This is a genomic window from Arthrobacter ruber (assembly GCF_002954225.1).
GTDB classification, from domain to species: Bacteria; Actinomycetota; Actinomycetes; order Actinomycetales; family Micrococcaceae; genus Arthrobacter_D; species Arthrobacter_D ruber.
Map to the genome: position 1 here is coordinate 126867 of NZ_PPTH01000018.1, position 12980 is coordinate 139846.

Genomic DNA, 12980 nt, shown 5'->3' on the forward strand with positions numbered 1-12980 from the left:
GCGGGTGTCAGGGCTTGTAGGTCGAGAGGAAGTCGGCGAGCCGTCCGATGGCGTCCTCGATGACCTCCACGCTCGGCAGCGTCACCATCCGGAAGTGGTCGGTGTGCACCCAGTTGAAGGCGCTGCCGTGCGAGATCAGGATCTTCTGCTGCTTCAGGAGGTCCAGGGCGAACTTCTCGTCGTCCTTGATGGGGTAGACCTCGGGGTCCAGCTTCGGGAAGAGATACAGCGCGCCCTGCGCCACCTCGCAGCTCACGCCGTCGATCGCGTTGAGCATCTGCGCGGCCTTGTCGCGCTGCTGCTTCAGGCGCCCCCCGGGCAGGATGAGGTCGTTGATGCTCTGGTAGCCGCCGAGTGCCGTCTGGATGGCGTGCTGCGCCGGCACGTTGGCGCACAGGCGCATGTTGGCGAGGAGGTTGATGCCCTCGACGTAGTTCGCGGCGTCCCGCTTCGGACCCGAGATCGCCATCCAGCCGCTGCGGAAGCCGGCGATGCGGTAGGCCTTGGACAGCCCGCTGAACGTGAGGCAGAGCACGTCGTCGCCCGTGACGGAGGCCGCATTGATGTGCACGGCGTCGTCGTAGAGGATCTTCTCGTAGATCTCGTCGGCGAAGATGATGAGCCCGTGCTCGCGGGCGAGGCGCACGATCGCCTCGAGGACGGGCCGGGGGTAGACCGATCCCGTGGGGTTGTTCGGGTTGATCAGCACGATGCCCCGGGTGTTCGGGGTGATCTTGGAGGCCATGTCCTCGAGGTCCGGCCACCAGTGGTTGTCCTCGTCGCAGAGGTAGTGCACGGGCGTGCCGCTGGCGAGCGCCACGGAGGCCGTCCAGAGCGGGTAGTCCGGCGTGGGGATGAGGATCTCGTCACCGGCGTTGAGCAGGGCCTGCATGGAGAGGGTGATGAGTTCGCTGACGCCGTTGCCGAGGTACACGTCGTCGACGTCGATCGAGTGGATGCCGCGGCCCTGGTAGTACTGCACGACGGCGGTGCGCGCCGAGAAGATGCCCCGGGAGTCGCTGTAGCCCTGCGACTTGGGCAGGTTGCGGATCATGTCCACGAGGATCGCGTCGGGGGCCTCGAAGCCGAAGGGCGCCGGGTTGCCGATGTTGAGCTTGAGGATCCGGTGGCCCTGGGCCTCCATGGTCATGGCGTGTTCGAGCAGCGGCCCCCGGATGTCGTAGAGGACGTTACGGAGCTTTTCCGACTGCTTGTAGGTGGCCATTGGATCAGGATGCCACAGCCGGGGCCCGGAGCAGGGGCCCGGGACGCGGCATGTCGATGCCGGGCACCGGGCCCCTGAGGAATAACCGGGAACCGCTGGACTAGCCGGCGAGCCCCTTCTCCTTGAGCCAGTCGGCCGCCGCATCCGCTGGGTTCCGCTTCTCGGATCCGCTGACCTCGCGATTGAGCGAGAGGAGGTCCTCGGTGGTCAGCTCGGCCGACACCTTGTTGAGGGTCTCCTGCGCCTGGCTGCTGACGGTCCCGGTGTTGACGAGCGGCAGCACCTGCTGGGCGATGAAGTTGTTCTCGGGGTCCTCGAGGACCACGAGGTCGTTGTCCTGGATGGACGGCGTCGTGGTGTAGATGTCCGCCGCCTGCACGTCGTCGTTCAGCAGGGCCTGCAGCGTGATGTCGCCGCCGCCGTCATTGATCGCCTCGAAGCCGCCGGGTTCGCAGTTGTACTTCTCCTTGAGGCCCGGCAGGCCGTAGGCGCGCTCCTGGAACGTGCTCGGGGCGCCGATGGTGATCTCGCCGCAGACCTTCGCGAGGTCCTCGAGGGACTCGAGGTTGTACTTCTCGGCCGTGGCCGCCGTGACGACGAGCGCATCCTTGTCCTCGGCCTCCGAGGGTTCGAGCACGCCCAGCTCCACGTCGGGCGACTTCGCGGCGAGCGCGTCCGGCAGGGCCGCGAGGATGTCCTCGGCGGAGGCGGCCGTCGCCTCGGGATCGGCGAACAGCAGCAGGTTGCCGCCGTATTCCGGCATGATGTCGATCGATCCGTCCTCGAGGGCCGTGTAGTAGATCTCGCGCGAGCCGATGTTGAGCTTCGTGGTCGCCTCGAACCCGGCGGCCTCGAGTGCCCCGGCGTAGATCTCCGCGATGATCTGGCTCTCGGGGAAGTCCGCCGAACCGACGACGACGGAGCCGCCGGCGGCGCTCGCGGTGCTCTCCGGTTCACCCTGGGGGTCGCTGTTGGCGCCGCAGGCGGTCAACGCCAGCGCGGCCGTCAGGCCGCCCGCCAGTCCCATCAGAGCGCGCCGTGTGGCGCGGTGCGGTGACAGGTTCTTCATGGTGTTCCTCCTTGTGCGCTGGCGACGGCTTTCTGCCGGCCAGATCCCTGGGCCCTCCCCGCGCCGGACGTACGGAGTCCGGGCGGGATGGCGAATCTCTGGACCAGTCCCAGCAGCAGATCGACGGCGATCGCGAGGACGGTGATGACGACGGCGCCGCCGAACAGGCGCCCGTAGTCGGCGAGCTGGGTGCCCTCCACGAGGAACACCCCGAGCCCGCCGAGGTTGATGAACGCGACGACGGCCGCGGTCGCGATGACCTGCAGGACCGCTGCGCGCACTCCCCCGAGGATCACCTGCAGCCCGTTGGGCACCTCGACCCGGAACAGGACCTGCCGCTCCGTCATGCCCATGCTCCGCGCGGCGTCCACCACGGTCCGGTTCACGGACGAGATGCCGGCGTAGATGCCGCTCAGCAGGGGCGGGACGGCGAGCAGGACGAGCGCCCAGATGGGCGGCATGAGTCCCAGACCCGCGAGCAGCACGAACAGGAACACCATGCCGAGCGTCGGCAGGGCCCGGAGGATGCCGACGCCGGAGACGATGACGACGCGCCCGCGTCCGGTGTGGCCGACGTAGAGTCCGATCGGCACGGCGATCGCGAGGGCTATCAGCAGGGTCAGCCCCGTGTAGCCCAGGTGCTCGAGGACGCGCGTGGGTATGCCGCGCGAGCCCTCCCAGTTCGCGGGGGCGCTCAGCCACTCCCACATCTGCACGAAGAGGTTGGTGCTCGAGTACTCCATCAGGCGCCCGCCACCTTCGCCTCGAGTGCGACGACGCTGCCCGGCCTGCCGCCACCGGCGCTGCGCGTCCAGGGTGTCAGCAGGCGTTCGACGAGCACGAGGAGGAGGTCCAGGACGAGGGCCAGCAGGAGGATGATGGCGATCCCGACGGCGATCTCCGTGGGGAAGGAGCGGAACAGGCCATCGGTGAACAGCGTCCCGAGGCTGGGCACCCCGATGAGCGCGCCCACGCTGACCAGGGAGATGTTGGTGACCGAGACCACGCGCAGCCCGGCGAACAGCACGGGCAGGGACAGCGGGAGGTCCACGGTGAGGAACCGGCGCACGGGCGTGTACCCCATGGCGACGGCGGCCTGCCGGACGCCGTCATCGATCGAGTCGAGGGCATCGAGCGTGGACCGGACGAGCAGGGAGAAGGCGTAGACGGACAGCGCCACGATCACGTTGACGGGATCGATCACCCGGGTCCCGAGGACCACGGGGAGGAACACGAACATCGCCAGCGACGGGATGGTGTAGAGGATCGACGAACCGGTCAGCAGCACCGATCCGACCACCGGGTTGAGCCGGGCGAGCTGGGCGAGCGGCACGGCGGCGAGGACGCCGAGGACCAGCGGGACGATCGCCTGGACGAGGTGCAGGCGCGTGTGCAGCCAGATGAAGTCGAGGTTGGAGAGGAACCAGTCCATGATCAGACCGCCGTGTCGTGCTGGGCGCGGCCCCGGTCCAGGCGAGCGGCCTCGATGAGTTCGAAGACCTCGGCCGCCCGGACCACACCGACGGCGCGCCCGTCGTCGTCGACCGCCACACCGAGGCCCGACGGCGAGGACAGGGCGGCGTCGAGCGCGCGGCGCAGGGAGTCGCCGCGGGTGTAGAGCGATCCACCCGGCACGGCCTGGGCCTGCCGGGTGATGTTGCCGCGGGTGGCCTGCGGGATCCAGCCGTGCGGGCGCCCCTCCGCGTCGACCAGCAGGGTCCACGGGGAGCGTACGGACACCGTCGGGTCCGCGAGGCTCTCCGCGTCGATGGTCTCGACGGGGTGGATGGCGACGCCGTCGCCCTCCTGGAAGGAGAGGTGGCGGAACCCGCGGTCGCGGCCCACGAAGCCGGCCACGAAGTCGTCCACCGGGGCCCGCAGGATCTCCTCGGGGGCGGCGTACTGCGCGAGGCGCCCGCCGACGGCGAACACCGCCACCCTGTCCCCGAGGATGGTGGCCTCGTCGATGTCGTGGGTGACGAAGACGATCGTCTTGGCGAGGTCGCGCTGCAGGCGCAGCAGCTCCTCCTGCAGTTCGGCGCGGACCACGGGGTCCACCGCGCTGAAGGGCTCGTCCATGAGGAGCACGGGCGGATCGGCGGCGAGGGCGCGGGCCACGCCGACGCGTTGCTGCTGCCCGCCCGAGAGCTGCCCGGGATAGCGGCGGCCCAGCTCGGAGGCGAGGCCGACGACGTCGAGCAGCTCCTGCGCACGCCTGCGTGCCTCGGTCTTCGGGACGCCGTTGAGGCGGGGGACGGTGGCGATGTTGTCGAGGACCGACCGGTGCGGCAGCAATCCCGAGGACTGCATGACGTAGCCCATGGAGCGCCGCAGCTCCGCGGCCTTCTGCCGGCTCACGTCCTGCCCGTCGAGGAGGATCTGCCCGGAGGTCGGTTCCACCATCCGGTTGATCATGCGCAGGGAGGTGGTCTTTCCGCAGCCCGACGGGCCGACGAACACGGTGATCCTGCCGCGGTCGATCTCCATGCTGAGGCCGTCGACGGCGGGACGTCCGCCGTCGTAGGTCTTGGTGACGTCGCGGAACTCGATCATGGGGCGGCCGGAGGCCTGCTCGGCGTGTGTCATGGCAGCTGCGCCTTTCCTGGCAGGAGCTTCTCGGCCGGGCTACGCCCGCGGACCGCAGGGGATGCGGCTCCGGCTTGCCGTCCGGGCCGCTGGGCGGGGGCGCAGCGGTCGGTTCAAGCTGTCGGAGGTTCTGAGTCTAACCATGAGTTCGGAGCGGACACGACCCCATATGGGTAGCGGATGTGTGCTGCATCAGCGCTGCCCGGGGCCGCTTGGCGGGTTGCTACCCGTCGGCGAGGAAGCGGACGCCCATCACGGGATCACCGGCGAGGAACACGACGTCGTCCGTGCCCGCGGCGGCGAGGCGGTCCCGGAGGCGCGACTGCAGGTCCGGCTGGTGCGTGGCGAGCCCCCCACCCAGGACCACGGGACCGGGGACGCCGATCACGGATGCGACGTCGAGGACGAGGCGCGTGATGTCGTCGGCCGCACGGTCGAGGATGGCCGCCGCGTCGCCGTGACCGTCCCGGGCGGCGTCGAAGACGGCCCGCGACTGCGCCGCCCAGTAGGTGCGCCCCGTCCCGGAGTGGAAGAGCCCGATCAGTTCGGTGGGCGTGGTGACGGCATTGAGCGCCAGGACCGCGGCGTCGAGGGTGTCGGGCAGGAGCCCGACGTCGTGCCGGTGCAGTGCCCGTCGCACCGCTTCGCGGGCCACCCAGTAGCCGCTGCCCTCGTCGCCCAGCAGGTAGCCCCAGCCGCCGGAGCGTGCCTCGCGCCCGTCCGCCGTGACACCCCAGGCCACCGAGCCGGTGCCGGCGATGACGGCGATCCCGGTCCGCGCTCCCCCGGCGGCGAGGATGAGCCGCGTGTCGTGGATGACCTCGATCAGCGCCCCCGGGGCGTGCGGCGCGATCAGGGCACGGAGGCGGTCGGCATCGGCGCCGGTGTCCACGCCGCCGGAGCCGGCGACGACACGCCCGATGCTGCGCGCCGCGTCGTCCGGCAGGAGCTCGCCGAAGAGCTCGCGGAGGCTGCGTGCGGCCTCGTCGGCGGTCACGTTCTGCACGTTGGCACTTCCGGCGCGGGCCTCGGCGACCAGATCCCCGTTGCGCCAGAGGGCTCCGTGCGTCTTCGAGCCGCCGATGTCGAGGCCCACGACGAGCCTGTCGGCCCCCTCCGCGACCCCCGTCGCCTCCTGGGCCGGGCCGGAGCCGATCGGGGTGGCGGACGGAGGCGGGGAGCTTTTCGACATGCGTACAGGGTACAAACAGGCTGCGCTCCCCGGCAGCGCGACGCCGTCGACCGGCAGGGTGACGTTCGCCCTAGCGGGCGCTGCGGCGGCGGACCACCAGCGAGCCCGTGGCGAGGACCGCACACACCCCGGCGATCGCGAGCGCGAAGACGGTCACCGACGCGTCCAGGCCCCAGATGCCCGCCGCCGCACCGAGGCCGAGCACCGGGACGGCGCTGCCGAGGTAGGTGAGCACGTACACGGCGCTCACCGTCTGCGCGTGCAGTGCCGGATCCACCGTCACGGACACCTCGTTGAAGACCACCCGGAAGGCCATCCCCTGCCCGAACCCGGCCGTGATGCATGCACCGACGAGCAGGGGCAGGCTGCCCGTGGCACCGGCGACGGGCAGGAGCCCGACACCCAGCGCCATGCCCGCGAGGCCCAGCGGCACCACGAGACGCCCGCGGGGCGACAGGACCTGGCTGACCGCGGAGGATCCGAGCACGAGCGCTGCGAGGACTCCGATGAGCGGCCGCGAGGTGGTATCCGCGATCCCTGCGAACCAGGTGGGCGCCAGACTCAGCGTGAAGCCGAAGACGGCGAAACTGAGGAACCCGACGGCCGATGCGGTCCAGAAGGACCGGCGCGCATCCCGGGACACCGCCGGTCGGCGGGGACGCAGCACCGCGAGGGGGTTCTGCTCCACCGCGGGCTTGATGGCGGGACGCGCGCGCAGCAGCACGAGTGGCACGAGGAGGCTCGCGAGCACCACGAGGTAGACGAGGAAAGGCGTCCTGGTGGGGGCGGGCAGGAGCGACAGGAGTCCACCGATCACGGGCCCGGCCGCGACGCCCCCCGCGGAGGCCATCAGGGTGAAGCGGGACGCCCAGTCGGGCCGCGTGGGCAGCAGGTCACGGAGAGCGGCGGCACTCGCGCCCGTGGCGAGGGCCACGGCCCCGCCCTGCAGGGCGCGTCCGGCCGCCAGCATCGGCAGCGACGTGGCGGCGGCGAACAGCGCGGCGCCGAGCAGCCCGAGCACGACGGCGAGCACCAGTGCCGCGCGCCGGCCGATGTGGTCCGACCAGTGGCCCGCCAGGACCAGCCCGCCGATCAGCGCCATGACGTAGGAAGCGAAGGCGACGGTGACGGCAAAGGGTGTCAGCCCGAGTTCGGCCTGGATGAGCGGGTAGATGGGGGTGGCGAGGTTGGCTCCGACCAGGAGGGTGGAGATCACGGTGACCGCGAGCGCCAGGCGGACGGCGAGGGAGGCGTCCCAGCTGCGGTGCCCGACGGACGCCGGCCTCATGCGCAGCTCGTTGAGAACGCTCATCCCACTCCTCCTTCGCGGCGCCAGGACCAGGCGCCTTCCGGGCGCGCCCGTGTGCCGCCCTCTATAGGATGGGGTCGACTGCACGTCCTGTAGCGATCCGATGCTGCCTTTTGAGCGGCGTGCGCAACACCGATGATGCCGACTGACAGGAAGTGAGCTTCGTGAGCAAGCTGGATCGGCTCGACCTGCGCCTGCTGCTGGAGCTCGTACGCGACCCCCGCGCGCAGGTGAGCGAGCTCGGCGAGCTGCTCGGTGTCGCACGGAACACCGCCCAGAGCAGGATCCGCCGGCTGCTCCGTGCCGGGATCCTCCGCCCGAGCGGGCGCGAGCTCGACCTCGAGGCACTCGGGTACGACGTCATCGCCTTCGTCACCATCGAGGTGGCCCACCGCGAGCTCGACGGCGTGATCGCCGGACTGCGCACCCTCGACCAGGTCCTCGAGGTGCACGAGATCTCCGGGCGGGGTGATGTCTGGTGCCGGGTGGCCGCGACCGACACCCACAACCTGCAGGCCGCCCTGCGCTCGGTCCTGAGGATCAAGGGCGTCATCCGCACCGAGACGGTCCTCGCACTGCACGAGCACATCCCGTACCGCACGGAACCCCTGCTGGAACGGTTGGCACAGCGCCCCGCGGACGACTGAGCGGCACCCGGTCGAGGCCACCCCACCCCGCCCCCATACCACCAAGGAGAGCATCATGACCCTGCCCACCACCGACACGCGCGTCACCTACCCCTCCGGCGCCGTCGAATCGGCGTCCCGGGTGCTGCACGTGGAGATCCGCGAGGACGGCCGCCGTGCCGTCCTGCTGGACACCACGGCCTTCCACCCGGTCGACTCCGCGTGGCCCGACCAGGGCGCCGACCGCGGCGAGCTCCGCGGCTCCGACGGGCGCAGCTGGCCCGTCACCGACTGCGTGGTCGGTGCCACGGACGGGACCACGCTGCACCTGGGGGCGGAATCACCCGTCCGCAAGGGCACCGAGGGCTGGGCGTTCGTCGTCGTGCACCTCACCGACGGCGACGGACCGGCGGAGGGCGACGACGTCACGGTCTCCGTCGACGCCGCCCACCGCGCGGCCGTCTCGGCAGGACACACCGGCTGCCACCTCGCCTCGCTGGCCCTCAACCGCGCCCTGGCGGACCGCTGGAGGAAGGACGTGGCCCCGGACGCCCTCGGCGCGCCGAACTTCGACGCGCTGGCGATCGACACCACGGTGATCGGCGAGTTCGGATCCCTGGACACCTACCGCCTGGGCAAGTCCCTGCGCCGGAAGGGTTTCACGGTCGAGGACCTGGACCCCGAGGAGACGGCGGCGGCGGTGAATGCGACGCTCGCGGCGTGGACGGCGACCGGAGCCTCCATCGGCATCACGGCGGACGGGCCGGGTCTGACGGACCGGCGCCGGTGGGTCTGCGACCTGCCGGGTGAACACGCGGAGATCCCCTGCGGCGGCACGCACCTGACGTCCCTGGCCGGACTCGAGGTCCTGGTGCGGCTCGATATGACGGACGCCGACGGCACGCCGGTCCTGCTGATGCACACGCGGGTCGGGGTGCCCGCGACGGCCTGACCCCGCAGACCTCCCATCGGTCCGGCCGGTCCTGCTGACGCCCGGATCGGGCGCCTGGACCGCCTACCTCCGCCCGGATCGTCCCGCCGTCCCCGAGGGACCGAGGGCGATGGCGTCTGCGAGGAACTGCTCGGCGACCTCGAGGCGGGACAGCGCTTCGGCGGCCCCGCCGTCGTCGGTCCCCCTCCTCCGGGCCCCCGCCACGAGCGTGAGGCTCACGGCGGCAGCTCTGCTCCTGAGCGCCGCCGGATCCACGTGCTCGTCGAAGACCCGCAGGAAGCGCAGCAGCGCCTGCGGGACGCGCGCATAACCTGCGTGCAGTCCGGGCAGCACGGCGACATGCCCGAGGAAGCAGGCGAGGTCGTCCACGAGCCGCCCCGGTCCGAGCGCATCGACGTCCAGCAGCCCCGTCACAGCACCATCGGTGATCAGGAGGTTGCCCTCGTAGAAATCGCCGTGGGTGGGTACGAGCGGACCGCTGTCGCTCGAGCGGACGACATCGTCGATGCCTGCCGCGAGACGACGGATGCGGGCCGCTCGCGCCGGAAGGGCGACCGCCGCACCTTCGCCGTAGTCACGCACCCGGGCAGCCCAGGGCGGACGCACGGGAAGCGAGAGCACGGCGGGGGGCAGCGAGGCGAGCACCTGCACGAGGCGGCGCGGATCGACGTCGGCCGCACCGTCCCGCATGAGGAGTTCGGCGAGCGGGGTGCCCGGTGCGGGATGCGTGACCACGACGTCCTGCACCGGCTCCCCGGCGAGGAGGGGCGCGGGGACGCCTGCCGCGCGCAGCATGCGGTGCTTCGCGGCCAGTGGTGCGGCGCCGTGGCGCCGCACCACCTTCAGGTAACGACGGTCCTCCCCGTTGACCGCGAGCACCACGGCCCGGCGGAGCGGTCGATAGCTCCGCAGCTCCAGGCGTGTCGTCGCTGGATCATGTCCCGGGCCGAAGGCGAAGGCCGTGGCGCGCTCCGCGTCGACGGCCAGGGGCAGTCCTGGCAGCAGCGGATCGGCGGGATGCAGCCACACCGCGAGATCACCGGCGCCGCGGCGGACCACGGCGACGCTGTCGGACGGGAGCACGACGGAGCCCGAGGTGATGCACGCGTACGCCGGCGCGCGTTCGAGGCGGTCGGGACGGCCCCGCGGGCGGCGGGCGGGCCGGACGGCGACCGAGTACACGCCCGTCACGCCGGCGCCCGGCCGGTGGTGCAGCGATTCGAGCCGCCAGTCCTCGAGCTCCCATCCCCGGGAGGCCAGAACCTGCCGCAGGATGCCGGAGGGCGCGTCCGAGCCGAGGAGCGCCATGGCGTCCTGCTCGCGGAGGATGCGCGCCTCCCTCGCCCTCATGCTGCCTCCCCGAAGGCCTAGGACGGGGTGCCCGCGGAGGGCTCCCCTACCGGGTGGGCCCGGTCAGGCTCGCCGACGCTGCAGCACGTCGTCGAGGTTGATCCGGCCCGTCGCAGGGGCCGCCGTCTCGTGCAGGGTGTCGCGCACCGTCTCCTCGGAGGCTGCGATGCGGGCAGCGGCCTCGGACGTCTTGATCGGCGTCCTCGAGACGGGCTTCGGTGCCTCGGGCAGGTCCAGCGGCGCGGGAGCCTGGCGTTCGGCCTTCGCGGCATCGACATAGGTGGGACGCGGGAGCTGCACGGGTGCCCACTCCGGGGACCCGTGCGGTGCGATGACCGCGGCGTCCGGCGCGGGCGCGCTGCGGACATCCAGAACCGTGGATCCGTGCGCGACGGCGAGTGCCGCGGTCCGCATCTCCATCGCCGTGAGGCGGCGCGCCGGGGTCTCCTCGGCGTCGAACAGGGCGGTGGGACGGCGGGGGGCAGCGGGGGCCGTAGGAGCGGGCGGCGCCAGAGGCTCGGCCGTCCGGACGGGCGCCATGGCATCGAGGAACGCCCGGTCCACCCGGGCCCGACGGGAGCGCGTGGCGAGCATCCTCAGCGCCGCGACGGCGGCTGCGGCTACTGCGAGGGTCATCAGCGGGACGAGGAGCGACACGACGCCGAACGCCCCGAGCACGAGCGTCACCAGGGTGGCCGCAAGGGCCAGAAGGCCAACGAGCGCGATGCCGACGCGTCCCCACCGCGGGGCGAAGGCCGCTGTCCACGAGGAGGACCCGCTGGAGGGATCGACCGCGGTCCCCGGGATCGGGTGGGAAACCCCTCGGGTTCCGGTGGGCGCATCGTCCTGCGGCGCGGTCATCATCATTCTGCTCCCTCCGGGGCGGGCCCCGGTTGTCCGACATCGAAGAGTGCTTCCGGCAGGTGCCGGCACGGTCCTCCTGGCGACTGCGGGAGCTACCCACACCAGCCATAGTCCCACGATCGCGGCGAGCACCACGGAGCTGTTCATGGAGAAGACCACACCTAGAACCGTAGGAGCAGGAACGGCCGCGCCGACGCATTGGCCGCGGTGTGTCGGATGCGGGTATGCCCGCGACGGCATTCGACCCTCGCGTCAGCCACCGGGCGGCCCCGACCGCTCCAGCCATGGAGCCAGGAGGCCTCGGGGAACCTCCTCGGCCGTGAGGGCGAAGCTCCTGTGATCAGCCCACTGCCCGGCGATGTGCAGGTACCGTGGCCGCAGCCCCTCGTCGCGGAAGTGCAGCTTCTCCACGACGCGGAGGCTCGCGCTGTTCTCCGGCCGGATGTTGATCTCCATCCGGTGCAGTCCGAGGTCCCCGAAGCAGTAGTCGGTGGCGAGCGCCACGGCCGTCGGGGCGATTCCCCTGCCGGCCCGCTCGGCGTCGACCCAGTACCCGAGGGTCGCGGTCATCGCCGACCCCCAGGTGATCCCCGAGACGGTCAGCTGCCCGACCAGCCGGGCCTCGCGCGAACCCGGGTCCTGCTCGGTGATCAGGAAGGGGAGCGCCGATCCCGCACGCGCCTGCGCCGTGAGGGACCGCACCATCTGGTGGTAGGTGGGCAGGAAGCCCTCCGGGTCCGGGTTGGACGCCTCCCACGGCGCGAGCCAGCGGGCGTTGCGGTGTCGCAGCGCCGTCCACGCCGCCTTGTCCCTGTGGCGTATGGGCCTCAGGACGAGGGAACCCGTCCTGAGGCTCACGGGCCAGCTGGTCGCCGACCACATGGCGTGCCGCTCCGTACTAGTCCGGGAGGTTCTTGCTGAAGTCCCTGATCCAGTCGCGCAGGTCGGGGCCGAGGTCGTCACGCTCCGAGGCCAGCGTCACCACGGCCTTGAGGTAGCTCAGCTTGTCGCCGGTGTCGTAGCGGCGGCCACGGAACACCACGCCGTAGACGCCGGAGCCCTCGCCGTCGGCAGCCGCGAGGGTCTGCAGGGCGTCGGTCAGCTGGATCTCGCCGCCACGGCCGGGCTCGGTGGTCTCGAGGACGTCGAACACGCGGGGGTGCAGCACGTAGCGGCCGATCACGGCGAGGTTGGAGGGTGCGTCCTCGACGGCCGGCTTCTCGACGAGCTGGTTCACACGGACGTGGTTCTCGCCGTCGATTTCGGTGATGTCGGCACAGCCGTAGGCGCTGATCTGCTGTGGGTCGACCTCGATCAGGGCAATCACGGAGCCGCCCGTCTTCGCCTGGACCTCGATCATGGTCTCGAGCAGCGGGTCGCGGTCGTCGATCAGGTCGTCGCCGAGCAGGACGGCGAACGGCTCGTTGTTGACGTGGAGCTTGGCGCGGAGCACGGCGTGCCCGAGCCCCTTCGGATCGCCCTGGCGGAGGTAGTGGATGTCGCCGAGCTCGGAGGGGCGACGCACGGCGGCCAGCTTGTCGTGGTCACCCTTGGCCTCGAGGGTCTGCTCGATGAAGGGCACGCGATCGAAGTGGTCCTCGAGGGCCCTCTTGTTACGCCCCGTGATCATGAGCACGTCGGAGAGGCCGGCGTCGACCGCCTCCTGCACGACGTACTGGATGGCGGGCTTGTCCACGACGGGGAGCATCTCCTTGGGCATCGCCTTCGTGGCGGGGAGGAAGCGGGTTCCCAGTCCGGCCGCGGGGATAACGGCCTTCGTCACACGTGATCGCAAAGTCATGGGCAC

The 12980-nt window shown here is 71.4% G+C and carries 13 protein-coding genes; 2 read left to right on the top strand and 11 right to left on the bottom strand.

The window, feature by feature from the left end; genetic code table 11:
* Positions 1–7: 7 nt before the first annotated feature.
* The 7 genes from CI785_RS14440 to CI785_RS14470 all read right to left on the bottom strand — a co-directional run bounded on the left by CI785_RS14440 (position 8) and on the right by CI785_RS14470 (position 7384).
* The gene (locus CI785_RS14440) at positions 8–1225 is read right to left on the bottom strand and encodes a pyridoxal phosphate-dependent aminotransferase (RefSeq protein WP_105032799.1); all 1218 of its coding nucleotides are present in this window, start codon (positions 1223–1225) and stop codon (positions 8–10) included.
* 100 nt (positions 1226–1325) lie between these two features.
* Positions 1326–2294, bottom strand: coding sequence for an ABC transporter substrate-binding protein (locus CI785_RS14445; RefSeq protein WP_105032800.1), 969 nt, complete (start codon positions 2292–2294; stop codon positions 1326–1328).
* Positions 2291–3037, bottom strand: coding sequence for an ABC transporter permease (locus tag CI785_RS14450; protein ID WP_105032801.1), 747 nt, complete (start codon positions 3035–3037; stop codon positions 2291–2293). Before CI785_RS14450 ends, CI785_RS14445 begins: the two co-directional genes overlap by 4 nt.
* Positions 3037–3726 (bottom strand): ABC transporter permease, encoded by a 690-nt coding sequence (locus CI785_RS14455; RefSeq protein WP_105032802.1) that lies wholly within the window; start codon positions 3724–3726, stop codon positions 3037–3039. Before CI785_RS14455 ends, CI785_RS14450 begins: the two co-directional genes overlap by 1 nt.
* 2 nt (positions 3727–3728) lie before the next feature.
* On the bottom strand, positions 3729–4847 hold the full coding sequence (locus CI785_RS14460; protein ID WP_105033214.1) for an ABC transporter ATP-binding protein: 1119 nt from the start codon (positions 4845–4847) through the stop codon (positions 3729–3731).
* 256 nt (positions 4848–5103) lie between these two features.
* On the bottom strand, positions 5104–6072 hold the full coding sequence (locus tag CI785_RS14465; RefSeq protein ID WP_105032803.1) for an N-acetylglucosamine kinase: 969 nt from the start codon (positions 6070–6072) through the stop codon (positions 5104–5106).
* A 70-nt stretch (positions 6073–6142) separates the two neighbouring features.
* Positions 6143–7384 carry an MFS transporter gene (locus tag CI785_RS14470; RefSeq protein WP_105032804.1) on the bottom strand — a complete coding sequence of 414 codons (1242 nt, stop codon included), beginning with the start codon at positions 7382–7384 and terminating at the stop codon, positions 6143–6145.
* A 161-nt stretch (positions 7385–7545) separates the two neighbouring features.
* Between CI785_RS14470 and CI785_RS14475 the strand changes: the two genes are divergently transcribed.
* Positions 7546–8028 carry an Lrp/AsnC family transcriptional regulator gene (locus CI785_RS14475; RefSeq protein WP_205753643.1) on the top strand — a complete coding sequence of 161 codons (483 nt, stop codon included), beginning with the start codon at positions 7546–7548 and terminating at the stop codon, positions 8026–8028.
* Positions 8029–8083: 55 nt separating this feature from the next.
* Complete coding sequence (locus CI785_RS14480; RefSeq protein WP_105032806.1) at positions 8084–8959, top strand: alanyl-tRNA editing protein; 876 nt, start codon at positions 8084–8086, stop codon at positions 8957–8959.
* A 63-nt stretch (positions 8960–9022) separates the two neighbouring features.
* Here the strand turns inward: CI785_RS14480 and CI785_RS14485 are convergent, their stop codons facing one another.
* From CI785_RS14485 to galU, 4 genes are all read right to left on the bottom strand, one after another.
* On the bottom strand, positions 9023–10309 hold the full coding sequence (locus CI785_RS14485; RefSeq protein WP_105032807.1) for a phosphotransferase: 1287 nt from the start codon (positions 10307–10309) through the stop codon (positions 9023–9025).
* Between the two features lie 63 nt (positions 10310–10372).
* The gene (locus CI785_RS14490; protein WP_170068244.1) at positions 10373–11170 is read right to left on the bottom strand and encodes a hypothetical protein; all 798 of its coding nucleotides are present in this window, start codon (positions 11168–11170) and stop codon (positions 10373–10375) included.
* Between the two features lie 255 nt (positions 11171–11425).
* On the bottom strand, positions 11426–12055 hold the full coding sequence (locus CI785_RS14495) for a GNAT family N-acetyltransferase (RefSeq protein ID WP_105032809.1): 630 nt from the start codon (positions 12053–12055) through the stop codon (positions 11426–11428).
* 16 nt (positions 12056–12071) lie between these two features.
* Positions 12072–12974, bottom strand: a complete 903-nt coding sequence (galU, locus tag CI785_RS14500) for a UTP--glucose-1-phosphate uridylyltransferase GalU (protein WP_105033215.1) — start codon at positions 12972–12974, stop codon at positions 12072–12074.
* Positions 12975–12980 lie beyond the last annotated feature (6 nt).

Excerpts from the sequence above, each read along its gene's own strand:
- CI785_RS14465 (WP_105032803.1), bottom strand. The coding sequence starts at position 6,072 with ATGTCGAAAAGCTCCCCGCCTCCGTCCGCCACCCCGATCGGCTCCGGC.
- CI785_RS14455 (WP_105032802.1), bottom strand. The coding sequence starts at position 3,726 with ATGGACTGGTTCCTCTCCAACCTCGACTTCATCTGGCTGCACACGCGC.
- CI785_RS14440 (WP_105032799.1), bottom strand. The coding sequence starts at position 1,225 with ATGGCCACCTACAAGCAGTCGGAAAAGCTCCGTAACGTCCTCTACGAC.
- CI785_RS14445 (WP_105032800.1), bottom strand. The coding sequence starts at position 2,294 with ATGAAGAACCTGTCACCGCACCGCGCCACACGGCGCGCTCTGATGGGA.
- CI785_RS14480 (WP_105032806.1), top strand. The coding sequence starts at position 8,084 with ATGACCCTGCCCACCACCGACACGCGCGTCACCTACCCCTCCGGCGCC.
- CI785_RS14495 (WP_105032809.1), bottom strand. The coding sequence starts at position 12,055 with ATGTGGTCGGCGACCAGCTGGCCCGTGAGCCTCAGGACGGGTTCCCTC.
- CI785_RS14490 (WP_170068244.1), bottom strand. The coding sequence starts at position 11,170 with ATGACCGCGCCGCAGGACGATGCGCCCACCGGAACCCGAGGGGTTTCC.
- CI785_RS14460 (WP_105033214.1), bottom strand. The coding sequence starts at position 4,847 with ATGATCGAGTTCCGCGACGTCACCAAGACCTACGACGGCGGACGTCCC.
- galU (WP_105033215.1), bottom strand. The coding sequence starts at position 12,974 with ATGACTTTGCGATCACGTGTGACGAAGGCCGTTATCCCCGCGGCCGGA.
- CI785_RS14470 (WP_105032804.1), bottom strand. The coding sequence starts at position 7,384 with ATGAGCGTTCTCAACGAGCTGCGCATGAGGCCGGCGTCCGTCGGGCAC.
- CI785_RS14450 (WP_105032801.1), bottom strand. The coding sequence starts at position 3,037 with ATGGAGTACTCGAGCACCAACCTCTTCGTGCAGATGTGGGAGTGGCTG.
- CI785_RS14485 (WP_105032807.1), bottom strand. The coding sequence starts at position 10,309 with ATGAGGGCGAGGGAGGCGCGCATCCTCCGCGAGCAGGACGCCATGGCG.